At 32.7% G+C, this 23450-nt stretch carries 26 protein-coding genes; 21 read left to right on the forward strand and 5 right to left on the reverse strand.

Annotation, left to right across the window (positions count from 1 at the left end; translation table 11 throughout):
- Window positions 1-19 precede the first annotated feature (19 nt).
- The 9 genes from ACT53I_RS01000 (at window position 20) to ACT53I_RS01040 (ending at window position 10445) form a co-directional block, all read left to right on the forward strand.
- Window positions 20-1648, forward strand: a complete 1629-nt coding sequence (locus ACT53I_RS01000) for an ArnT family glycosyltransferase (RefSeq protein ID WP_476078037.1) — start codon at window positions 20-22, stop codon at window positions 1646-1648.
- Between the two features lie 114 nt (window positions 1649-1762).
- Window positions 1763-2182: a DUF2147 domain-containing protein gene (locus ACT53I_RS01005; RefSeq protein WP_104794291.1), complete on the forward strand. Its 420-nt coding sequence runs from the start codon at window positions 1763-1765 to the stop codon at window positions 2180-2182.
- Window positions 2183-2292: 110 nt separating this feature from the next.
- Window positions 2293-3300, forward strand: a complete 1008-nt coding sequence (locus tag ACT53I_RS01010) for a pyruvate dehydrogenase complex E1 component subunit beta (protein WP_374450282.1) — start codon at window positions 2293-2295, stop codon at window positions 3298-3300.
- Window positions 3301-3432: 132 nt separating this feature from the next.
- Complete coding sequence (locus tag ACT53I_RS01015) at window positions 3433-5433, forward strand: KUP/HAK/KT family potassium transporter (RefSeq protein ID WP_476078038.1); 2001 nt, start codon at window positions 3433-3435, stop codon at window positions 5431-5433.
- 105 nt (window positions 5434-5538) lie between these two features.
- Window positions 5539-6012: a Fur family transcriptional regulator gene (locus ACT53I_RS01020; RefSeq protein ID WP_069798615.1), complete on the forward strand. Its 474-nt coding sequence runs from the start codon at window positions 5539-5541 to the stop codon at window positions 6010-6012.
- Window positions 6012-7757, forward strand: a complete 1746-nt coding sequence (locus ACT53I_RS01025) for an OstA-like protein (RefSeq protein WP_476078039.1) — start codon at window positions 6012-6014, stop codon at window positions 7755-7757. Before ACT53I_RS01020 ends, ACT53I_RS01025 begins: the two co-directional genes overlap by 1 nt.
- 93 nt (window positions 7758-7850) lie before the next feature.
- On the forward strand, window positions 7851-9026 hold the full coding sequence (locus ACT53I_RS01030) for an aspartate aminotransferase family protein (RefSeq protein WP_476078040.1): 1176 nt from the start codon (window positions 7851-7853) through the stop codon (window positions 9024-9026).
- 137 nt (window positions 9027-9163) lie between these two features.
- Window positions 9164-9550 carry an START-like domain-containing protein gene (locus ACT53I_RS01035; RefSeq protein ID WP_104794296.1) on the forward strand — a complete coding sequence of 129 codons (387 nt, stop codon included), beginning with the start codon at window positions 9164-9166 and terminating at the stop codon, window positions 9548-9550.
- A gap of 85 nt (window positions 9551-9635) precedes the next feature.
- The gene (locus ACT53I_RS01040) at window positions 9636-10445 is read left to right on the forward strand and encodes an aminotransferase class IV (RefSeq protein WP_476078041.1); all 810 of its coding nucleotides are present in this window, start codon (window positions 9636-9638) and stop codon (window positions 10443-10445) included.
- Between the two features lie 135 nt (window positions 10446-10580).
- Here the strand turns inward: ACT53I_RS01040 and ACT53I_RS01045 are convergent, their stop codons facing one another.
- A complete protein-coding gene (locus ACT53I_RS01045; RefSeq protein WP_476078042.1) occupies window positions 10581-11129 on the reverse strand; it encodes a YqgE/AlgH family protein in 549 nt (182 codons plus the stop codon).
- Between the two features lie 25 nt (window positions 11130-11154).
- Between ACT53I_RS01045 and pdxH the strand changes: the two genes are divergently transcribed.
- The gene (gene pdxH / locus ACT53I_RS01050) at window positions 11155-11799 is read left to right on the forward strand and encodes a pyridoxamine 5'-phosphate oxidase (protein WP_476078043.1); all 645 of its coding nucleotides are present in this window, start codon (window positions 11155-11157) and stop codon (window positions 11797-11799) included.
- A 48-nt stretch (window positions 11800-11847) separates the two neighbouring features.
- On the opposite strand, the gene ACT53I_RS01055 is transcribed toward pdxH, so the two are convergent.
- On the reverse strand, window positions 11848-12138 hold the full coding sequence (locus ACT53I_RS01055) for an HU family DNA-binding protein (protein WP_069798629.1): 291 nt from the start codon (window positions 12136-12138) through the stop codon (window positions 11848-11850).
- A gap of 402 nt (window positions 12139-12540) precedes the next feature.
- Between ACT53I_RS01055 and panD the strand changes: the two genes are divergently transcribed.
- The 4 genes from panD to ACT53I_RS01075 all read left to right on the forward strand — a co-directional run bounded on the left by panD (window position 12541) and on the right by ACT53I_RS01075 (window position 14952).
- Window positions 12541-12891 carry an aspartate 1-decarboxylase gene (gene panD, locus ACT53I_RS01060; protein WP_069798631.1) on the forward strand — a complete coding sequence of 117 codons (351 nt, stop codon included), beginning with the start codon at window positions 12541-12543 and terminating at the stop codon, window positions 12889-12891.
- Window positions 12892-12902: 11 nt separating this feature from the next.
- On the forward strand, window positions 12903-13934 hold the full coding sequence (locus ACT53I_RS01065) for a lysylphosphatidylglycerol synthase transmembrane domain-containing protein (protein ID WP_476078044.1): 1032 nt from the start codon (window positions 12903-12905) through the stop codon (window positions 13932-13934).
- A 190-nt stretch (window positions 13935-14124) separates the two neighbouring features.
- A complete protein-coding gene (locus ACT53I_RS01070) occupies window positions 14125-14625 on the forward strand; it encodes an FKBP-type peptidyl-prolyl cis-trans isomerase (RefSeq protein WP_476078045.1) in 501 nt (166 codons plus the stop codon).
- A gap of 84 nt (window positions 14626-14709) precedes the next feature.
- The gene (locus tag ACT53I_RS01075; RefSeq protein WP_476078046.1) at window positions 14710-14952 is read left to right on the forward strand and encodes a VF530 family protein; all 243 of its coding nucleotides are present in this window, start codon (window positions 14710-14712) and stop codon (window positions 14950-14952) included.
- Here ACT53I_RS01075 and ACT53I_RS01080 read toward each other — a convergent pair.
- The 3 genes from ACT53I_RS01080 to ACT53I_RS01090 all read right to left on the reverse strand — a co-directional run bounded on the left by ACT53I_RS01080 (window position 14949) and on the right by ACT53I_RS01090 (window position 18118).
- The gene (locus tag ACT53I_RS01080; RefSeq protein ID WP_476078047.1) at window positions 14949-15329 is read right to left on the reverse strand and encodes a YchJ family protein; all 381 of its coding nucleotides are present in this window, start codon (window positions 15327-15329) and stop codon (window positions 14949-14951) included. The genes ACT53I_RS01075 and ACT53I_RS01080 overlap by 4 nt on opposite strands.
- Window positions 15330-15396: 67 nt before the next feature.
- Window positions 15397-17484 (reverse strand): M3 family metallopeptidase, encoded by a 2088-nt coding sequence (locus ACT53I_RS01085; RefSeq protein WP_476078048.1) that lies wholly within the window; start codon window positions 17482-17484, stop codon window positions 15397-15399.
- A 22-nt stretch (window positions 17485-17506) separates the two neighbouring features.
- Window positions 17507-18118: a hypothetical protein gene (locus ACT53I_RS01090; protein ID WP_104794303.1), complete on the reverse strand. Its 612-nt coding sequence runs from the start codon at window positions 18116-18118 to the stop codon at window positions 17507-17509.
- Window positions 18119-18220: 102 nt separating this feature from the next.
- Here ACT53I_RS01090 and ACT53I_RS01095 point away from each other — a divergent pair, with 102 nt between their 5' ends.
- The 7 genes from ACT53I_RS01095 to ACT53I_RS01125 all read left to right on the forward strand — a co-directional run bounded on the left by ACT53I_RS01095 (window position 18221) and on the right by ACT53I_RS01125 (window position 23417).
- Complete coding sequence (locus ACT53I_RS01095) at window positions 18221-18739, forward strand: SRPBCC family protein (RefSeq protein ID WP_476078049.1); 519 nt, start codon at window positions 18221-18223, stop codon at window positions 18737-18739.
- A 94-nt stretch (window positions 18740-18833) separates the two neighbouring features.
- Window positions 18834-19289, forward strand: coding sequence for a hypothetical protein (locus ACT53I_RS01100; RefSeq protein WP_476078050.1), 456 nt, complete (start codon window positions 18834-18836; stop codon window positions 19287-19289).
- Between the two features lie 102 nt (window positions 19290-19391).
- On the forward strand, window positions 19392-19901 hold the full coding sequence (locus ACT53I_RS01105; protein WP_476078051.1) for a nitroreductase family protein: 510 nt from the start codon (window positions 19392-19394) through the stop codon (window positions 19899-19901).
- 114 nt (window positions 19902-20015) lie between these two features.
- On the forward strand, window positions 20016-20576 hold the full coding sequence (locus ACT53I_RS01110) for a 30S ribosomal protein S16 (RefSeq protein ID WP_476078052.1): 561 nt from the start codon (window positions 20016-20018) through the stop codon (window positions 20574-20576).
- Window positions 20577-20704: 128 nt separating this feature from the next.
- Window positions 20705-21250 carry a ribosome maturation factor RimM gene (gene rimM / locus ACT53I_RS01115; protein ID WP_274779883.1) on the forward strand — a complete coding sequence of 182 codons (546 nt, stop codon included), beginning with the start codon at window positions 20705-20707 and terminating at the stop codon, window positions 21248-21250.
- Between the two features lie 102 nt (window positions 21251-21352).
- A complete protein-coding gene (gene asnS, locus ACT53I_RS01120; RefSeq protein WP_069798866.1) occupies window positions 21353-22801 on the forward strand; it encodes an asparagine--tRNA ligase in 1449 nt (482 codons plus the stop codon).
- Between the two features lie 70 nt (window positions 22802-22871).
- On the forward strand, window positions 22872-23417 hold the full coding sequence (locus tag ACT53I_RS01125; RefSeq protein ID WP_213188438.1) for an ORF6N domain-containing protein: 546 nt from the start codon (window positions 22872-22874) through the stop codon (window positions 23415-23417).
- Window positions 23418-23450: the final 33 nt, after the last annotated feature.

Consider the following 23450-nt stretch of genomic DNA (forward strand, 5'->3'; position numbering starts at 1 on the left):
AAAAAACCTGATTTTTATAATGAATCCAAATCAATTACTTTCTAGAAATCAAATCTTTTTTCTTTTTGTAGGCTTTGTTTTGGTGTACTTAGTAGGGCTTTTTATTCCATTGATGGAAAATGATTCTGCTCAACATGCTACAATGGCGATGAGAATGGCCCATTCTGGCAATTTTCTAGAAATTTATAAAGGTGATAATCCTTATCTAGACAAACCGCACTTGCATTTTTGGCTCGCAGCTTTATCGATGAAGATTTTTGGAATTAGTCATATTGCTTATAGAATTCCAGCAATTTTATGCTTGTTTTTAGCAGCTTTTTCTGTAAAAAAGATAGCTGATTTATTGTATAAAAATGAAAATCTAAGTTATACAGCTTCACTGATATTTTTAGCGTCTCAAACGATTATTCTTTCTGCACACGATGTAAGAACAGATGCTGTTTTGACGGGTTTTATTGCACTTTCTATCTGGCAGTTTTTAGCTTTTATCAAAACACAAAAAATCAGCAATGTTGTTTTAGCAGGTTTTTTTACAGCATTGGCTTTTTCTTCAAAAGGTTTGATGTCGATTGTGATTATAGGATTTTCGGTATTTTCTTATTTGCTGTATTCTAGAGAATGGCTGAAATTTTTTAATGTGAAAATCATTTTTGCCGCGCTCAGTTTCGGAGTGGGGATTTTACCGATTTTGTACGCATATTATCATCAGTTTGGAAACGAAGGCGTAGAATTTATCCTTTTTAATCAAAGTGTAAATCGTTTACAGGCCAAAGGTTTTGAGCAGAATAGTCCTGATTATTCTTTCTTTTTTCATACTTTACTTTGGGCGTTTTTACCTTTTTCTGTAGCATTTTACACGGGTGTTTTCGAAAGAACTAAAAATTTGATTAAAGAAAGATTTAAAAAAGTAGAAGGCGTAGAATTTTTAACTTTAGGCGGTTTTTGGTTGGTAATGTTGGTATTTAGTTTTTCTAAATTTAAGTTGCCTCATTATTTAAACGGATTAATTCCCATCCTTTCTGTTTTTACCGCTTCTTATATTTTTGAAATTTTCGAAAAAAATCAATGGAAAAAAGCCAAAGTTTTTTGGGTGATTCAGTTGGTGGTTATTTCGGTAAGTTTAGTAGGCGTTTTATTGCTCACGTATTATTTTACAGGAATTCATGAAGTGGTTTTATTTGTGGTAGGCTTGTTTTTTGTGGGAACTTTACTGCTTTACATTTTCAAAAAAGAAAATATGGTGAGAAAATGGGTTTTGGTTTCTCTGCTTTTTGCAATTACCATTAATGTTTTTCTCAATTCACAGTTTTATCCTGTTTTGACGCAATATCAAGGTGGTTTAAAAATGGCAAATTATTTTGAGAAAAATCAACTTTCAACCCAAAATCTTTTCATGCCGAAAGATTATGAAATTTGGTCTTTTGATTTTTATACCCAACAAAACACACCTAGAAAAGACGTTTCTCTGTTGAAAAAAGGGGATAGAGTTCTGGTATACGAAAATGATTTACAAAATATTACACAACCGTATAAAATTCTTCATCAGGAAACTCATTTTAAAATTACTAAACTTTCCCTAAAATTTCTGAATCCTAAAACCAGAAATGAAAAGTTGAAAAAGCTTTATTTATTAGAGATATTAAACTAGTGTTTAATTTTCTGAATTTTGGCACCTGCTTTGTTATTAGTATGATAAGAATAACAATAAATTTGTTGTTTAATAAAAAATATTTACTTTTAGCAAAAATTTAAAATTAGAAACATGAAAAAATTAGCATTCGCATTTTTCGCTTTATTCTTCAGTGTTCTTTCATATGCTCAAATAGAAGGGAAATGGAAAACAATTGATGATGAAACAGGGAAGCCTAAATCTATCGTAGAAATTTTCAAAAAATCAGACGGTAAATATTATGGCAAAATTGTACAATTATTACAAAAACCAGAAAATAACAATTGTGTAAAATGTACAGATGACAGAAAAAATAAGCCATTAGTTGGTTTAGAAATCATCAGAGGTTTAAAGAAAGATGGTTCAGAATTTACTGATGGAACCATTACAGATCCTAAAAAAGGAAAAACGTACAACTGTACAGTGACCAGAAGTGGTGATAAACTGAATGTAAGAGGTTACGTAGGAATCTCATTAATCGGTAGAAACCAAACTTGGCATAGAGTAGATTAATCTATTTTAGAGATAAAAACAAACAAGACACGTCCTAAAAGATGTGTCTTTTTTATTTGTTGACTAAAGTAATAATTGATACATAATAGTTTGATAAAAATTCCTTAAATTTGCAACTCAACAAATTAATCAAAATGAAAGAAGTACAATTTCGTGAGGCTATCTGTGAAGCAATGAGCGAAGAAATGCGTAAAGACGAATCGATATATCTCATTGGCGAAGAAGTAGCAGAATATAACGGAGCTTATAAAGCTTCAAAAGGAATGTTAGCAGAATTTGGTCCAAAAAGAGTAATAGATGCACCAATTGCAGAATTAGGTTTTGCTGGGATTTCTGTAGGAGCTGCAATGAACGGAAATAGACCAATTGTAGAGTTTATGACTTTTAACTTCTCTATGGTGGCTATTGACCAAATTATTTCTAATGCAGCGAAAATGTATCAAATGAGTGGTGGACAATGGAATGTGCCAATCGTTTTTAGAGGGCCTACTGCTTCTGCAGGTCAGTTAGGAGCTACTCACTCTCAAGCTTTTGAAAGTTGGTATGCAAACTGCCCTGGTCTTAAAGTAATTGTTCCTTCTAATCCATATGATGCAAAAGGATTACTGAAATCAGCAATTAGAGATAATGACCCTGTAATTTTCATGGAATCTGAACAGATGTACGGAGATAAAATGGAAATTCCAGAAGAAGAATACTATATCCCAATTGGTAAAGCTGATATCAAAAAAGAAGGTAAAGATGTGACTTTGGTTTCTTTTGGTAAAATCTTAAAATTAGCAATGCAAGCAGCAGCTGATTTAGAGCAAGAAGGAATTTCTGTAGAAGTAATAGACTTAAGAACAATTCGTCCGCTAGATTATGAGACAGTTCTTAATTCTGTGAAGAAAACCAATAGATTAGTAGTTTTAGAAGAAGCATGGCCATTTGGTTCTGTAGCTTCAGAAATTACTTACATGGTTCAGCAAAAAGCATTTGATTATTTAGATGCGCCAATTAAGAGAATTACAACTCCAGATGCTCCTGCTCCATATTCGGCAGCATTATTTGCAGAGTGGTTCCCGAAATTAGAAAAAGTAAAACAAGAGATTAAAAACGTTTTATACGTAAAATCTTAAAACTTTAATCATATTTTAAAAAAGCGTAATCATTTTTGGTTGCGCTTTTTTAATTTCATGTGAAATTTTCTTAGGAAAAAGTATTTCCTTTAGAAATTAGATTAAATTTGCATTTATTTTTAAACTTGAAAAATGTCAGACGTTTTAGCTGGAGGTCATCATTTTGACACCAAAAAATTAACTTTCATAGGAGTTTTAGTTTCATTAGGAATTGTTTTCGGAGATATTGGTACCTCACCACTTTATGTAATGAGTGCCATCATTAAATCTGGAAAAGAAGCTAAAATGATTTCTGAAGAATATATAGAAGGAGCACTTTCTTGTATTATTTGGACGCTCACGCTGCAAACCACCATTAAGTATGTTCTTATTTCCCTTAGAGCGGATAACAAAGGGGAAGGTGGGATTTTAGCATTGTTTTCTTTGGTTAAAAAAATGAAAACAAAATGGTTGTATCTCGTTGCAATTATAGGAGCGTCTGCGTTAATTGCAGATGGAGTAATCACACCTTCTCTTACGGTAATGGCTTCTATAGAAGGTCTTAAACAAATCAAAGGATTAGATTTAGGAATCAATTCTATTCTAGCAATGACTTCTGTAATTCTGGTCATTATCTTCGTTGTTCAGCAATTTGGAACCAGTTTTATTGGGAAGTTTTTCGGACCAGTGATGGTGATTTGGTTCTTGTTTTTAGGAGGATTCGGTGTGGTGAATTTAATGGAACATCCAGAAATTGTAAAATCATTTAATCCTTATTACGCCTATAAATTAATCGTAACTTCTCCGAGTGCGATTCTGATTTTAGGAGCGGTATTTCTTTGTACTACAGGAGCAGAAGCTTTGTATTCAGATTTAGGACACTGCGGTTATAAAAATATCAGAGTAAGTTGGGTTTTTGTAAAAGCTATGTTGATTTTAAATTATTTAGGTCAAGGTGCGTGGTTACTAAATAACTACGGAATGGTTTTCACAGGAACAAATCCTTTCTTCGGAATGTTACCACATTATTTAATTATTCCAGCCGTAATTTTGGCAACAGCAGCGGCAATTATTGCTTCTCAAGCATTGATTACAGGTTCGTTTACTATTTTTTCAGAAGCAATGTCTCTTAATTTTTGGCCGTTCCAACAGATTCAATATCCTTCTGGTTTAAAAGGTCAAATGTATATTCCAAGAATCAATTGGGGGTTACTTATTTTCTGTCTAATTGTAGTATTCTATTTCAAAGAATCTGTACATATGGAAGCAGCGTATGGTTTATCTATTACGGTAACCATGATGATGACTACCATTTTATTGATTGCATGGTTGTGGAGAAATAGAGTGAATAAACTTTTTATAGGAATTTTTGCCTTGGTTTATTTGTCTATAGAAATAGGATTTTTCAGTGCCAACATCATTAAATTCTTCGAAGGTGGTTGGATTACCGTTTTCTTAGCAGGTTTTGTGGCAGTTTGTATGTACGCTTGGTTTAATGGTAGAATGATTAAGCAAAATTTTATCAAGTTTGTAAAACTGAAAGATTATGTTTCTACAATTAAAGATATTAAACTAGATGAGTCTATTCCTAAATACGCGACCAATTTAGCGTTTTTGAGTAGAGCGAAGAAAGAAGATGAGGTAGAATCTAAAATTATTTATTCTATTATGCGTTCTCAGCCAAAAAGAGCAGACCATTATTTTATTTTAAATATCATCAATCAAGAAGATCCTTTTACCTATAAATATTCTATTGATGAGGTAATGCCAGGAACGGTTTATAAGGTGAATTTCCTTTTAGGATTCAAAATTGATAGAAAAATCAATGATTATTTCAATCAAGTGTTGTTTGATATGATGAAAGAAGGCATTATTCCTGATAGAAGTAGCCATCCTTCTCTTAGAAATCATAATATTCCGCCAGATTTAAAATATGTGATTATTGATAACGTTTATATCAATGACTTCTTATTGACGGTAAAAGAAAAAATCACCTTGAATATCTATAATTTTGTGAAATATATCGGTAGTAGTGATTTCAAAGCGTACGGTTTAGCACCGCATAATGTTTTGGTAGAATCTGTACCACTCATCAATAACCCGATTAGAGAGAAAAAAATTATTTTAGAAGAGTTTAAACGTTACGATTCTTAATTTAAAATGAAAACCTCAAGCAATTGAGGTTTTTAGATTTTGTCTCTCATTAAAATTTACCTTTTATTAGTTAAAAATTAATAAATTTGCTTTTCAATTAAAACAATGGAAGCTACTCAAAAAGAAAAAAATATAGGCGTAATAAAAGATGTTCTGAAGCAATATTTACAAGATAAAGCCTACAGAAACACTCCAGAAAGATATGCCATTTTAGAAGAGATTTATAATATGGATCATCACTTTAATGTAGATGATTTATATCTCATCATGATTAATAAAAAATATCATGTTTCTAAGGCAACCATCTATAATACTATAGAAATTTTTCTAGATGCAGGCTTGATTCGTAAACACCAATTCGGCGAAAAGACACTCTCTTCATCTTCTTACGAAAAATCTTATTTTGATAAGCAACATGACCATTTAGTGATTTACAAAGATGGCTCAGACAAAGAGATTGAAGAAATTATAGAATTTTGCGACCCTAGAATTCAGGGCATCAAACAATCTATCGAAGAAGCGTTTGGCGTGAAAATTGACAATCATTCATTATATTTTTACGGCCACAAAAAAAAATAATGAAAAAAATCCTTTTCGTACTCTTCATTTTTATTTATGCTTTAGGTTTTTCGCAGATTGATAAACTCAATTCCAAAGAACCTTTAGTAAAAGATCCTTATTTCAAAAAAGAAACCAATGTAGCGGTTCAGCCTGGTCAAAAAGTACGTTTCATTCACTCAGATTTATTCGAAAGAAAACCAGACATGTACGGAGGAAATCCTTTCTTCACAGGAAATGTGCAATTCGAGCATCAAGGTGCAATGTTGACGGCAGACCGAGTGATTTTCTACGAAAAAGAAAATTTCGCTAAAGCCATTGGAAACGTTTTGCTTGTTACTTCAGACGGAAACAGAATTACCTCAAACGAAATGGAGTATGATGGAAATACTCAACGAGGAATTGCCCGTGGAAAAGTGGTGCTTACTGATGCGAAACAAACCATTTCTACAGATGTTTTGTATTATGACAGAGTAAAAAATACCGCTTATTTCAATTCTGGCGGGACCATTAATGATGGCAGAAATACCATGTGGACTCAGTCTGCTACTTATTTCATTGATTCTAAAACCAATGAATTTACCAATAATTACACTATTGATAATGCCCAATATAGAGTAGAAGGAAAAAACATCAAACATTATCAAAATACCAATATTGCAGAATTTTTCGGGCCTACAACCATTATCAATAAAGAAAAACCTTCTAATTACGTCTACACGGAAAATGGAAAGTATCTCATGAACGAAAAACAAGTGTATCTCAATAAAAATTCTAGAATTTATTACAATGGTAAAATTCTGAAAGGAGATAAAATGTTTTTTAATCAACTCACAGGTTTTGGTAAAGCAGAAGGAAACGTAAGATTAGACGACCCGAAGGAAAATCGTTACATCATCGGTGGTTATGGAGAAATCTACGAAAAAATAGATTCGGCGATGATTACCCAAAAACCTTATGCGGTAAAAATCATGAATCAAGATACAGCTTATATTGCTGCGGAAAGATTTTTAAGTTACCAAAAATTAGATTCTACCCAAAAGAAAAAAAGTTTCCTTCGTGGATATAAAAAAGTGAGATTGTTCATGACCAAAGCACAAGGTAGAGCAGATTCTTTGAGTTTTAATGAAACGGATGGAATTCTTCATTTAAACGTGAAACCTCTTTTCTGGAGCGGAGAAAAACAGATTTCTGGAGATAAAATTGAAGCATATTTTAACACAACGGAACAAAATATAGACTCTTTGAAAGTCATCGGAAATTCTTTTGCAATTTCTAAAGCAGATTCTCTCACGTTGAAAGACGAGTTCAATCAAGTGAAAGGAAATTTAATGACCGTTTTTTATCAAAACAACGAAATTAAAATTGCCAAAGTAACAGGAAATGCTCAAGCCATTACTTACGCAGATTCTGAAGATGCGCAGACCAAAAAATTAGATAGAATTGGCATTGCACTTTCTACTTGTGGACAAATTGAAGCACTTTTTGAAGAAAGAAAAATTCAGATTCTCTCTTGTAATATTGGAGCCAATTCTGATATTTACCCGATGAGTATGATTGCTCCAGAGAAAAGAAAATTCACAGATTTTAATTGGAATACCAAAGACCGACCAAGGAAATGGGAAGATATTTTCTTAGACACACCTAATTACGAAGAAGTGAAATACGAAACAGATGATACGCTGTTCCAAAAAGCGGAAGAACTTCGTAAAAAAGAAGAAGCCAAGAAAAAGCCTAAAACCATCAAAAGAGATAGAAAATTATAAATTGAAAAGTCGGAATCTTTATTCCGACTTTTTCTTTGAAATTTTTTTTAAAAACTTCCATCTTCCAACTTTTATCTTCTTTATCTTTGCAAAATGAAACAAGAATTTTTCAAATATCAAGCACAAACTACACCTTATGCAGCAGGTTTCGAAGTAGAAAAAGCAGAAGGAAGTTATATTTATGGAAAAGATGGTAGAGCTTATTTAGATTTTGTAGCGGGAGTTTCTGCCAATACTTTGGGGCATTCTCATCCTAAAGTGGTGAATGCAATTAAAGAACAGGCAGATAAATATCTTCACGTAATGGTTTACGGAGAATATGCTCAGGAAAAACCGGTGGAACTATGCAGACTTTTAGCAGAAGCGACTCCAGAACCTTTAGAAGTTACCTATTTGGTAAATTCCGGTGCAGAAGCGATTGATGGAGCACTGAAATTAGCAAAAAGATACACAGGACGAGAAGAAATCATCTCCATGAAAAATTCTTACCATGGCAATACTCATGGTGCTTTGTCGGTTTCTGGGAATGAGTTTCACAAGAGGGAATTTCGTCCATTATTGCCGATGATTTCTTTCATAGAATTTAATAACGAAGAAGAATTTTCTAAAATTACCGAAAAAACAGCTTGTGTAATCGCAGAAACGATTCAAGGAGCGGCTGGTTTTTTGACACCTTCTCAAAATTATTTCAAAAATTTGAAAAAAAGATGTGAGGAAGTTGGCGCATTATTAATCCTTGACGAAATTCAGCCAGGGTTTGGGAGAACAGGAAAATTATTTTCTTTTGAACATTATGATATGGTTCCAGATATTCTTGTGATGGGAAAAGGAATGGGAGGCGGAGTTCCAGTTGGCGCATTTATGAGTTCTGCAAAAATAATGAAATCACTTCAGCATTCTCCTAAATTGGGACACATTACTACTTTTGGAGGAAATCCTTTGATTGCAGCGGCGAGTTATGCAACTTTAAAAGAAGTTTTAGAGAGTGGCTTAATGAATGAAGTAGAAGAAAAAGAAAAACTGTTCAGAGAATTATTGGTTCACCCAAAAATTAAAAAAGTAAACGGAAGAGGTTTAATGCTCGCTGTAGAATTAGAATCTCCAGAATATACATTAGACGTAGCGAAGCGTTGTATGGAAAAAGGGCTCGTAGTTTTTTGGCAACTCTATCGAAATGAATTTATGAGGATTTCTCCACCGTTAACCATTAGTAAAGAAGAGATTAAAAAAGGCTGCGAAATTATTTTAGAAGCTTTAAATGAAGAATAAACAAAAAAAGGGGTTTTAAATTTTTAAAACTCTTTTTTTTATGCGAAAACTCATATAAAAATTATTGATTTTATCGAAAAATAGTTGCAGATATATAAAATTAATTTATATATTGCGACACCAAAAATGGTAAAAATATGACGAAACATAAGGTACAGTTTGAATATACAATGCATTGTCTTTCAGAGATTTTGTATGAATATATGGCAACTGCAGAAGGCCTTTCAGAATGGTTTGCAGATGAAGCAGTAGAAAGAGGTGATGACTTTTATTTCAGTTGGAATGGTGGTCCCGCAGAAAAAGCGACATTAATCAGATATAAACCTGAATCTTTTGTGCGTTTCCGTTGGGAAGAAGACGAAGGAACAAAATATTTCTTCGAAATGACAATCATCATTGATGAAATTACCAATGATCTTTCTCTTAATATTACCGATTTCTGCGAAAAAGGAGATGAAGAGGAAACCAGATTATATTGGGATAATCTCATCGAAAATCTACAAATCAAACTAGGCGCAGCTTAATCTTTCAACCCAAGTAAAAAGATTGATAATTGAAATTTCAGTTATCATTTTTTTTGCAATTTTCATAACTAAAAATCATTACAACATGATTTACCTAAACGGACAAAAAACACAGGAAATAGTACTTCAGAATAATGCATTTTTAAATGGCGATGCCGTAAAAGTTCATTTTTTTGTTAAGAATCATCAGTTGATTATGGCAGAAGAATGCTACTTTTTTTTGATGGCTTCTATGCGAAAAATGAGAATGAATATTCCGCTTTCTTTTACGCTTGAATTTTTTACAGAAACCTTTAATAAAGCCATTTCTGAAAATAATTTAGAACTGGGAGTGATTACTTTTATGGCGTTTAGAAACAGAGAAGATGTGCTTTCTTCTAGAACGCCAGTGCAATATTATTTTGAGTTGAATGCTGATTTAAATGTACTGTCTATTCATAAAAATATTGAAATAGATTTGCTTAAAGAAATTTCTGTAAATACCAATATTTTGAGCAATATCAGAACGCATTCTCCAGAAAATATCTATGCAGGAATTTATGCTGCAGAAAATGATTTAGACGATGTAATTTTGCTCAATCCAGATAAAAGAGTAGCGAGAACCATCTCTGGAAACCTCTTGTTGCTGGAAGAAAATACCATTAAAATCCCGAAACAATCAGAAGGTGCTTATATTTCTCCGTTAATGGAAAATTTCGTGACTTTCCTTCATAAAAATGCTTTTGTCATCATCGAAGAAGCAGAATTAAGTGCTTTCGAAACACAAAAAGCAGAAGAAATTCTCGTAATTTCTGATGAAAAAGGAGTTTTTTCGGTATCAAAAATTAGAAATAAAGAATTTGGCAACGAAAGATTCTCTGCAATGGTAGAATCTTGGAGCAATAGTTTCGCATAAAATTGACGAACTCGGCAATCAACCTTTTTTGGAGTCAATTACCGAGTTCTTTTATTGAGAGTTTAGATAAAAACTCAGTTTAAGCGATAATTATTTATAAAAGAAATGCTAAACTTTTGTTAAAACTTTTTTCTGTTAATTCAAACTCACATCTTCTGGAGAATTGGCCCAAAGCAAATAATCTCCGCCTAGATTTTGCATGATTTTTTTCCAGAGGGTTTGATCATTTGGCGAGGTGTAATCCAATTGAAAAAGTTCTACTACCGTCCACATTTTATTCTGAATTTCTTGGTCTAATTGGTAAGGACTCCATCCAGAATAACCAGTAAAAATTTTTACTTCTTGTTTATTGAGGTCTTGGTTCACCATCGCAGAAACAATTTCTTCTTGTTGTTCGGTTATATAGAAATCTTCATCAATTGGTAAATATTCAGAAGTGAAGGGTTTTCCTTTGACTAAAAAAAATATACGATCTGTTTCTACAGGACCGCCTTCATACACTTCTAATTCAGTGCCGAGTAAATGCTTCATGTTTTCGCTCATGAAATGATTTTTCTTGTTCAAAATAAATCCAAATGCGCCATGAGCATCATGCTCTATAATTAAAACTACAGAGCGAGAAAATATGTCCCCCGAAATATCAGGTGTAGAAATTAAAATTTTACCTTTGTAAGAATTATTCATTACTCAAATTTAAAAAAAAATTTTGATGGAAAATCTTCATGATAAAAGAAAAGTATACGATAAGTCACAATTATTAGAAAGCGAAATTAAAGAAAATCCTATCGAAATGTTTAGAGATTGGTTTCTAGATGCAGAAGAAAGTCCTTCTGTTTCAGAAGCAAATGCGATGGCGATTTCTACGCTAGAAGATGATGGTTGCCCTAGAACCAGAATGGTTTTGCTAAAGGCTTATACTTGGGAAGGTTTTATTTTTTATACCAATTATGATAGCAAAAAAGGGAAGGCTCTTCAAAAAAATAATAAGGCTTGTCTTCACTTTTTTTGGCCAGGTTTAGAAAGGCAGATTATCATAAAAGCGGATTTAGAAAAAGTGGCCGAGAATTTAAGTGATGGCTATTTCGGTTCAAGACCAAGAGGAAGTCAATTAGGTGCAGCAGTTTCTCCACAGAGTTCTGTTATTCCTAATCGTGAATATTTAGAAGATAAATTAGCAGCATTAGAAAAAGAATACGAAGGAAAAGAAATTCCTAGACCTAAAAACTGGGGTGGATTCATCGCAAAACCTTATCAGATAGAGTTTTGGCAAGGAAGACCTAACCGTTTGCATGATAGAATTATCTATGAGCTTGATGAAAATTACAATTGGAAAATATCAAGATTAGCTCCATAAGAAAAGCCTCACCGAAAGGTGAGGCTTAATTCTTTTGAATAATTTGAATTATTTCTTTTTAGCACCAGATACAGCAGCAGCTAAATCAGCACCAGCTTTGAATTTTGCAACTTTTTTAGCAGCAATTTTGATTGGTTTTTTAGTTGCAGGGTTAATACCTTGTCTTGCAGCTCTTTCAGCTACTGAGAAAGTACCAAAACCAACTAAAGCAACTTTACCATCTTTTTTCTTAAGAGTAGCAGTTACGTTAGCAACGAAAGATTCAAGAGCAGCTTTAGCAGCAACTTTAGTAATACCGGCATCTTTTGCCATTGCGTCGATTAATTCAGACTTGTTCATAGTTATAAATATTAATTGTTAATTTGTTACGTAAGACAAATATATAACAATTTTCATATTGTGCAAATTTTTTTCACAATATTAATAATAATTATAGTTTTTTCTATAAATTAACGAGAAAATGATAATTCTTATCTATCACACAGAATAGACTTTTCCGAGCATTGAAATTCTTTTTATATGCTTTGAATAGAGTGTTTTTTAAATAAGCGTTTAAGGAATTTCTAAATTATGAATTTGTTAATTTGATATTTTTTTTCCTCTTTTTTGTCATTAAATATAATGTTTAACTTGTTTATCTGCTAAAATGTCTTTTTTTAAAGGGAATTTGGCGAAATATTATATTTGTTTAAATCTCAGATAATTCTTTACTAATCAATTAATTTATTTTAAATTTGCGCCATGTTAATAGAAGTTTTTAAATCAAAAATTCATCGTGTTACGGTTACTGCTTCTGACCTTAATTACATCGGCAGTATTACAGTAGATGAAGACCTTATTGATGCCGCAGGTTTAGTGGTAGGAGAGAGAGTTTACATCGTAAATGTAAATAATGGCGAACGTTTTGATACTTATGTTATAAAAGGTAAAAGAAAATCTGGTGAAATTTGTCTCAACGGACCAGCCGCTAGAAAAGTGCAAAAAGGAGATGTAATCATCATTATTTCTTATGCGCAAATGTCTGTAGAGGAAGCACAAAACTTCCAGCCGAAAATTATTTTCCCAGACGAAAAAACCAATCTTCTTACTTAATCGCTATTCTTTTGGAAAATCAAAAAAAATCATCGTCTCTTAAAACAGTTTCTACGATACTGGTATCTATTGCTTTTGCAGCCCTTTTTATGTGGTTCGCATTAAAAGGATTAGATTTTACAAAAATTAAAGCCTCTTTAGCTAAAGCCAATTATCTTTGGGTTTTTGCCGCAATGATTTTCGGGTTATTAGCCTATTGGTTTAGAGCTGTTCGTTGGAATTTACTATTAGAACCGATGGGTTACCAGATTTCTAATTCTAATTCATTATGGACGATTTCTTTCGGGTATCTCATGAATCTTACCATTCCTAGAAGTGGTGAATTAGCACGTTCTACTGCTTTATATGGCGTAGAAAAAGTACCCGTAGATAAATCTTTCGGAACCATTATTTTAGAAAGAGTAGTAGATTTATTCTGTATGTTAGGATTTTTGGTTCTTACAGTGGTTTTTAAAGAAGACGCTATTATTACTTTTTACCAAAAATCTGGAATTAAAATAAATCCTACCTATATCATTGGCGGAATCGCAGTTTTGGTTATAGGAACTTTCATTTTTTTTAAATTCAAAGACAAGTTTACCCATCTTCCTCTCATTGGAAAGGTGATTGAATTTGTAGAAGGGATTTTTCATGGGTTAACTACCATTTTCAAACTCAAGCAAAAAGGTAAATTTATTATATTATCTATCGCGATTTGGATTTCTTATTATTTGGCGGCATATTTAGTGTGTTTTGCATTGCCAGAAACTTCAGGTTTTACATTTGCAGACGGATTTTTCTTAATTGTAGTAGGAACGTTAGGAATGATGGTTCCCGCTTCTGGCGGAATTGGAGCATTTCACCTTGCCATGAAACTCGGAATTTCTGCCCTATTTCTTTCTATGGGAAAAGATGCTAAATTGGGTGGTGAAGTAGGATTAAGCTATGCTTTTATTTCTCATACCATGCAATTGGTGATTATGCTAGTGATGGGATTAATTTCGATTCCTATGTTGGCAAAAGCTAGAAATGAAGCGGTAAAATCAAAAGAAATATCACAATAATTGATAGAAAAGAACTTTTTTGGTCGAATTCTAAAGAATTAATTTTTTTGAAAGATTTATTGGTTCAATTTAGATAAGAGTTTTTTGTGAAACCGGTCAATTTGACAGTTAAAAGTTTTATTTTCTCCAAAGGCAAGAAAATTGACGCCAATAGAATAAAAAAGAGAGATTCTCTAAAATCAAAAATATTATGACAATAGACAACAAACACGTAGTTGCATTAAACTACATTCTTCACACAGATGGAGAAAATAACGAAAAAGTTCTTGTAGAAAAATCAGATGCGGGAAATCCGCTTACTTTTTTATATGGAGTGGGAATGATGATTCCAAAATTTGAAGAAAGCATCAAAGGATTAACTTCTGGCGATAAAGCTTCTTTTACTATTTTGCCAGCAGAAGGTTACGGCGAAAGAAATCCTCAAGCAGTAGCACAATTGCCATTAGAAATGTTCAATGAATCAGGAATGCCACCAGTTGGTGCAATTCTTCCACTTTCAGACAATCAAGGAAATAATTTTCAAGCAGTAGTGATAGAAGTTACTCCAGAAGTGGTAGTAGCAGACCTTAATCATCCAATGGCTGGAAAAACTTTATATTTCGATGTAGAAATCGTAGATCACAGAGAAGCTACTGAAGAAGAACTAGCGCATGGACATGCACACGGAATTGATGGTAACTCTGGTCACTAATTTCTAATCTATTTTTGAAATTATACTTTAAAATAAATTTTTAAAATAAAAAATCCCGAAATTTTCGGGATTTTATTTTATAACATGGAACAGAATTCTAAAGATCCTTTACATGGGAAAAGATTAGATGCCATTCTCGAAGAATTGGTAGATTATTACAATGGTTTCGAGGAACTGGGAAAGCAAATAAACATTCGTTGTTTCAACGAAAATCCAAGCATCAATTCTTCGCTTAAATTCTTACGAAAAACAGATTGGGCAAGGAAAAAAGTGGAAAGTCTTTATCTCTATGTTTTGAGACAAAAGAAGAAAAAAGGTTTACTTTAATCTAAAAATTTCCCCGAAACATAATACCATTTTTTATCTACCTTTTTAAAAGTAGATAACTCATGATGAATATTTTCTTTCCCGAATTTATCTGTAAAATAGGCTTTAAATTCTACTTCTTTTTCGCTGGAATTGATGATTTCCAGTTTTGTCCAAGTGTTTTCTTTTCCCCAAGCTTCCAATTCACTTTTGTCATGGAATTTTCTTTTGCTAGGCAATGTGGTTTGCCATAAATATTCTCCATTCGGAATGGCAAATGCAGCATAACGAGAACGCATCAATTCTTCCGCAGTTTTTGGAAACTCTTTTTTAGAATGAAACGGATCGCAGCATTCTTCGTACAATTTTCCTGAACAACAAAGACAAAGATTTTTCAAATTTTAGATTTTAGATTTTAGATGGGTTGTCATTTTCAATTTTCAATTTTCAACTTTCCATTTTCCATTAACCAAAAGCTCTCTTCAATAAACTTTCTACTTTCGGTTCGCTTCCTCTGAAATTTTTGTACAATTCCATTGGGTCTTTTGTTCCGCCACTTTCGAGCAACGTTTTAAATTTTTTAGAAATTAAAGGGTCAAAGACCCCGTTTTCTTTGAAATATTGAAAAGCATCTGCATCTAAAACTTCTGCCCATTTGTAAGAATAATATCCCGCAGAATATCCTCCTTGGAAAATATGTGAAAAACTTGTGCTAACAGCTGTTTCTGATAGAGTAGGATAAACTTGAGTCGCTTTGATGGTTTCGGTTTCAAAGGTTTTTACATCTTCTACTTTTACGTTTTCGGCGTGATAAGACATGTCCAAAATTCCGAAACTGAGTTGTCTCAAGGTTTGATAGCCTTCCATAAAGTTTTTAGAATCTTCTATTTTCTGAATTTTTTCATCTGGTAAAACTTCACCCGTTTGATAATGTTTTGCAAATGTTTTCAAAAATTCTGGTTCGTAACAGTAATTTTCTAAAAATTGTGAAGGCAATTCTACAAAATCCCATTTCACAGAAGTTCCTGAAAGATTTGGATACTGAGTGTTTGCCAAAACACCGTGCAAAGCATGCCCGAATTCATGGAAAAGCGTGGTGACTTCGTTGAAAGTCAGTAAACTAGGTGTTTCTGAGGTAGGTTTGGTAAAATTACAAACTACAGAAATATGCGGTCTGTGGTTTTCACCATTTTTGATGTATTGATTTTTAAAACTCGTCATCCATGCTCCTGCTCTTTTTCCTTTTCTTGGATGATAATCAGCGTAAAGCAATGCTTTAAATTGTTTTCCGAGTTCCGGGTTTAGAGTTTCGAGTGATTCTACATTCTCAATCTCATATCTCGTATCTTGTATCTCATATCTTTCAAAAATTTCATACGTTTTCACATCAGCGTGATATTTTTGAACATCACTGGTTTCTACAAATTCTAACCCGAAAAGTTTTCCTGCTAACCCGAAAACTGCTTCTTGCACTTTGTCTAACTGGAAATAAGGTTTCAATTCTTCATCATTGAAATCAAATTTTTGTTTTCTGAGTTTTTCGGCATAATAAGCGTGGTCATAACTTTGCATTTCTGTAATTCCATCAGCTTTTGCTAAAACGGAAAGCTCTTCCACATCTTTTTGAGCAAAAGGTTTTGCCTTAGTAAGCAATTCATTCAGAAATTCTAACACTTTCTGTGGAGATTTTGCCATTCTTTCTTCTAAAACATAATCTGCAAAAGATTTGTAGCCTAATAATTGCGCTTTTTCTTGACGAAGTTGTACCAATTCTTTGATGAGATTTTGGTTGTCAAATTCACCACCATCAAAAGATTTTTTTCCGTTTGCAATTGCCAATTCCTTTCTCAATTCACGATTTTCAGCATAGGTAAGTACAGGAAGTAAACTCGGGAATTGTAGCGTAATCACATAACCTTCTAGATTTCTTTCTTTTGCTTCTTCTTCATATTGCGCAAGAATTGCCTCTGGAATTCCAGCTAAATCTTCTTTGTTGGTCAAGTGTTTATAATATTGATTGGTCGCTGCCAAAACGTTTTGTCCGAATTGTAAAGATTTTTTAGAAAGCTCAATATTAATATTTTTGAGTTGTTCTTTTTTCTCGTCATTCAGCAATGCTCCATTTCTTACAAAACCTTTGTAGGTTTCTTCTAGAAGCATTTTTTGCTCTTCGTTGAGTGAATAATGGTTTTTTTCGTCGTACACTTTTTTAATTCTTGAAAAAAGTTGTTCGTTTTGCGAAATTTTCGAAGCAAATTCGGTCAATAAAGGCGAAACTTCTTGTGCGATTTGTTGAATTTCGTCATTGGTTTCGGCAGAATTTAGATTAAAGAAAATATTAGAAACCACATCTAATTGTTCGCCAGAATAAGCCAATGCTTCGATGGTGTTTTCGAAAGTAGGCGTTTCAGGATTTTGAGAAATTTCTTGTATTTCTTGCAAAGATTGGTCTATCAGTTCTTTGAATGCAGGTAAGTAATGTTCTTCTTTTATTTCTGCAAATGGAGCTGAATTATATTGGGTGTTAAATTTCTGTAAGAGTAAATTTGTCATTTCTAAAATTTTAACAAAAATACTAATATTCTTTATGATAACCTATCCCAAAATCTAGCCCAATTCCCATGAAACTATGTTTAGAAATATTTCCTAAAAATTTAAAGCCTACACTGTTCCCTAGAGCAGTAGGTTTGCCTACAGGAATTAATTCATAAATTCTATAAGGACTTTTTTCCGATTTGAACCATTTTATAGAAATTTCAAATGGACAACCTGCGTAATTTTTTGATTCTGTATAGGTTTTGTCATAATCATCTTTCTTATAAATTTCATATTTGTTGGTAGAAATTCCTACAGAAAAACTGTACGCAAAATTGTCTTCTATGAATCTTCTTCCGTATAAAATACCAACTTCCGTGTTTTTAAAATCACTTGAAGGGAATGGAATTGGTGTTACAGGAGTGATTGGGATAGCTTTTACGCTTAATTGGTTAAACTCTGAATATCTGGCTGTAAATAAATTTTTATTCTTTTCATAATTGATGCTTCCGTATTGTATAATGCCGCCAGAATTGTTAATTTCTTTAGCGTATCCTAACCCAAGATCAAAAAATAGGATGGGATTTGTTTTTTGTGCTAAAATATTGGAAAATATAGATAAGCAAACAACTATTAAAAAAGATTTTTTCATGGTTTTTGAGTTTAGCTATTCAAATTTAGTTCATTTTTCTATAACAAATGTTGATTTAGTTCATTTTATTATCTTTGTTAAAACACTGAAAATATTCACACTATGAAAAAGTTTTTGAAAATCCTTTTGGTAATTCTAGCCGTTTTGGTGATTGCCATGTTCGTTATTGGTGAAAAATACCACTATGAAAAATCGATTGTCATTAATGCTCCTGCAGAAAAAGTGTATTCACATCTCAATTCTATGAAAGCATTTAATGAATGGAATCCTTGGATGAAATTAGACCCGCAGTTGCAATCTACTTACTCTAGAGTTTCTGGACAAGTAGGCGATAAACATTGCTGGAAAAGTGAGAAAAAAGATGTAGGAAATGGCTGCCAAGAAATTACGGCACTTGTTCCGAATCAGAAACAAAGTACTAAAATGGCTTTTGAAGGTCAAGGTGAAGCCACTTCTGATATTGTATTAACACAAGAAGGAAATGCTACAAAAGTGGTTTGGACATTAGATGCAGAAATGGAATATCCTTCTAATCTCATGAAACCAATGATGGATTACTGGATGGGTAAATCGTATGAAGAAGGGCTTCAAAATTTGAAAAAACTTTCAGAAAAACCTTAATGTAAAAATTTTAGAAATATTAAAAACGGGAAATTTCCCGTTTTTTTATTTTTCGGTATTTCAAAAGAGAATTTTATCTTCGCTGAATATTTTAATGAAGATGCTGGTCAAAGATTATGATAAAACTGCACTGAGGAATTTTGTGAAAGACATGATTTCTGGGAAGATAAAAACGCTGGAGTTTTATCTTAATTTTACTTTGGAAGCAACGAGGGAAGTCAAAAAAACGTCTAAGTATGATTCGATAAGGGAAGAAATGCAAGAAGAAATTTATCACTTAGATAAACAAATGTTTGCCCTAAAAACCATGCAAAAGAAAATGAATCAGGTGCTTCATCATTCTTCGGATAAAGTAAAACTCGGTTCGCTGGTCATTACCAATAAAGCTAGGTTTTATCTTTCGGTTTCTCTTGGCGAGTTTTTTTATGAAGGCGATCGGTTTTATGCGATTTCAGAAGAAAGTCCGATGGCTAAAATCATGTTGGGCAAAACCGAAGGCGAAGAATTTGTTCTCAATAGAATTCACCAAAAAATTGAAAAAATTATTTAATTAGTTTTGTCAAATATCAATAGGGGCGGACTTTAGTCCGCTTAATAATAATCAATCATTCAATTTGGCTTTAGCCAAAACTTAATAGATTTTAAAAAAAAAATGAACAATCCAGAAATTTTAAAACAAATCATAGAAAGCAGAAAAAGTACGTATCCCAAAGATTATACTGGTGAAGAAATTTCTCAGGAAATATTAGATGAAATTTTAAATTCTGCACAGTTTGCGCCCAATCACAAGAAAACAAAACCTTGGAGATTCCGTGTTTTCAGAGGAGAAGAAAAACAGCAACTGGCAAAAGAAATTCAGAAAATTTATAAAGAAACAACCCTAGAACACTTGTTTTTAGAGAAAAAATATCTTGATTTTGCTGATAAAATTGCCAAAACAGACACCGTTGTTACCATTTCTGTAAATTTCAGTGGTTTGCTTCCAGAGTGGGAAGAAATTGCAGCGACTTCGATGGCGGTTCAGAATATGTATTTAACCTGTACAGCAAATCAAATAGGCTGTTATTGGAGTTCTCATACAGTGATAAATCATCTAGGCGGGTTTTTAAATTTAGAAGAAAATCAGCGTTGTTTCGGATTGTTTTATTTAGGGAAAATTTAAGTTCCATCTTCCAGTAACAAACACCAGTCAAAATTTTTTTGAAACAAAATATTTTACTATCTTTGCACACTTAAAAATATTAACAGGGACGAGTTCCCATAAATTCACAACAATATGTCAGTAAAAATTAGATTACAAAGACACGGTAAAAAAGGAAAACCTTTTTTCCACATCGTAGTAGCAGATGCTAGAGCAAGAAGAGATGGTAGATTCATCGAGAAATTAGGAATTTACAATCCAATTACTAACCCTGCAACAATTGAACTAGATGTAGATTCAGCTGTTAAATGGTTAAACAATGGTGCTCAACCAACTGATACTGCTAGAGCTATCCTTTCTTACAAAGGTGCTTTATACAAAAAACACTTACAAGGTGGTGTAGCAAAAGGTGCTTTCGACGAAGCTGAAGCTGAAAAAAGATTCAACGCTTGGTTAGAAGCTAAAGAAGCTGCTGTAAACGCTAAAAAAGACGGTTTAACTCAGTCTAAAGAAGCTGCTAAAAAAGCTGCTCTAGAAGCTGAAGCTAAAGTAAACGAAGCTAGAATTGCTGCTGCTGCTCAAGCAGAAGCAGATGCTAAAGTTGCTGAAGAAGCTGCAAACGCAGAACCTGTAGCTGAAGAAACTACTGAAGAAACTCCAGCTGCTGAAGCTGAAGGAACTGAAGCAGAAGCATAACAATTTTAGAAATAAAATGTACTAAAGACGCAATTTATTGCGTCTTTATTCTTTTAAAACAAAGTATATTTGCATCATAAAACCAAATAAAATTCTTTTGGTTTTTAAAAATTTAAAAATATCAACCCATGAAAAAAGAAGATTGCTATTTTTTAGGAAAAATTACCAGAAAACACGGTCTAAAGGGAAATGTAATCATAAAACTAGATACAGACCAACCAGAATTATACAATAAACTGGAAGGGATTTTTGTAGAAGTGAACGGACTTCTCGTGCCTTTTTTTGTGGAAAAGCAACAATGGGGAAATGATAACTCTAAAATCATTACTTTCAAGAATTCTTCTGAACAATTGGTAGAACAATCTATTGGCAAAAATGTTTTTTTACCACTTTCTACTTTGCCTAAACTTTCAGGAAATCAATTTTATTATCACGAAGTCATTGGGTATGAAATCAGAGAAGAAGATGGTAAATCTTGTGGAAACATTGTAGAAATAAACGACCAAACTGCACAGCATTACTTTATTCTAAAATTAGCAGACAAAGAAATCATTATTCCGATTATCAAAGACTGGATTCTAGAAGTAAACCGTGAAGAAAAATTTATCAAAATGCAATTGCCAGAAGGTTTGATGGATGTTTTCTTGACGCCTGCCAAGAATGACGAGCAATAAAATTATTCTTTTCGAAAACTAATTTTTAAAACCGTAAAAATCTCCGCGTTACATCAAAAATTACGCCAAAATTTCTTATTTTTGCTGAATAATTATGAAGTCATGAGTAAGAAGACCATTAAAGAAATTTTAGGAGATTATAAAAAACTTTTACATCACGATATTACCATTCAAGGTTGGGTGAGAGCATTCCGTTCTAACCGTTTCATTGCATTGAATGACGGTTCTACGATAAACAACATTCAGATTGTAGTAGATTTCGAAAATTTCGACGAAGAAATCATCAAAAATATTAAAACTGCTTCTTCACTTAAAATTACCGGTGAGGTAGTAGAGAGTGAAGGAAAAGGTCAAGATATTGAAATTATTGCAAAAAAAATTACAATTCTTGGCGATAATTTCTCTGAAGAAATGGAAAAAACTGTTCTTCAGCCAAAGAAACATTCACTTGAAGTTCTTCGTGAGCAGGCGCATCTTAGATTCAGAACCAATCTTTTCGGGGCGGTTTTCAGAGTGAGAAGTGCCGTAAGTTTTGCGATTCACCAGTTCTTTAACCAAAATCATTTCTTCTACATGAACACGCCAATCATCACAGGTGCTGATGCAGAAGGTGCTGGTGAAATGTTTGGAGTGACGAATTTTGATTTAAACCAAATTCCAAGAGATGAAAACGGTGACATCGATTTTGCACAAGATTTCTTTGGTAAAAAAACCAATTTGACGGTTTCTGGTCAGTTAGAAGCTGAAACTGCAGCGATGGGATTGGGAAGAGTTTATACTTTTGGCCCAACTTTTCGTGCAGAAAATTCTAATACTACAAGACACTTGGCAGAATTCTGGATGGTAGAACCAGAAGTGGCTTTCAATAACTTGGAAGACAATATAGATTTGGCTGAAAATTTCTTGAAATATGTAATCGGTTATGTTCTAGAAAATTGCAAAGATGATTTGAAATTTTTAGACCAAAGATTCGCCGAAGAACAAAAACAAAAACCAGAAAAAGATAGAGCAAAAGAAGGTTTGATAGAAAAATTAGAAAACGTAATCAAAAAACGTTTCATGAGAGTTTCTTATTCTGAAGCCATCGAAATTTTATTGAATTCTAAAGAAAATAAAAAAGGAAAATTCCAGTTCCCAATTGAAGAATGGGGTGCAGATTTACAATCTGAACACGAACGTTATTTGGTAGAAAAACATTTTGAATCTCCAGTAGTATTATTTGATTATCCTAAAGAAATTAAAGCTTTCTATATGAGATTAAATGAGGATGGGAAAACGGTTGCAGCGATGGATGTACTTTTCCCAGGAATTGGCGAAATTATCGGAGGATCACAGAGAGAAGAACGTTTAGATGTTTTGAAAACTAAAATGCAAGAAATGCATGTAGATGAACATGAACTTTGGTGGTATCTGGATACTAGAAAATTCGGTTCTGTTCCGCATGCTGGTTTCGGTTTAGGTCTAGAAAGATTAATTCTTTTCGTAACGGGAATGACTAATATTAGAGACGTAATTCCTTTCCCTAGAACTCCGAAAAACGCTGAGTTTTAAGGAAAATTAAGGTTGTGTCTAGATATTTTTTAATCTACCGCCTTAAAATTTCAGAAAAACTAATAACCAAATGCTTATAAAATTTAACAACATCGAGGAAAAGATAATTACCTTGAGAAATGAAAAAGTAATTATCGATAGTGATGTAGCAGAATTGTATGGAGTAGAAACTAAAAGAATAAATGAAGCGGTAAAAAACAATCCTGAAAAATTTCCGCATGGATATATTTTAGAGATTGACAAAACAGAGATTGAAGATTTGCGGTCGAAATTTTCGACCACAAAATGGTCGTCAAAATCTAGAGTTTTGCCAAAAGCTTTTACAGAAAAGGGTTTATATATGTTGGCTACGATTTTGAAAAGTCAAAAAGCAACACAAACGACCATCGCTATTATTGAAACGTTTACAAAAATTAGAGAATTATCTCGTACTGTTTCAGAATTGGCAGAAGTGAAAGATGAAAGTGAACAAAAATCTTTGATGCAGAAAAGTGGTGAAATTATTTCGGATATTTTGGGAGAAGAAATGAAAACGACAGATACAGAAACCACCGTAGAACTCAATTTTGCGGTATTGAAATTTAAACATACCATCAAAAGAAAAACCGATAAATAAATTTTATAAAAATAATTTTTAAAAATATAACAC

The organism is Cloacibacterium sp. DMC96 (assembly GCF_056313765.1).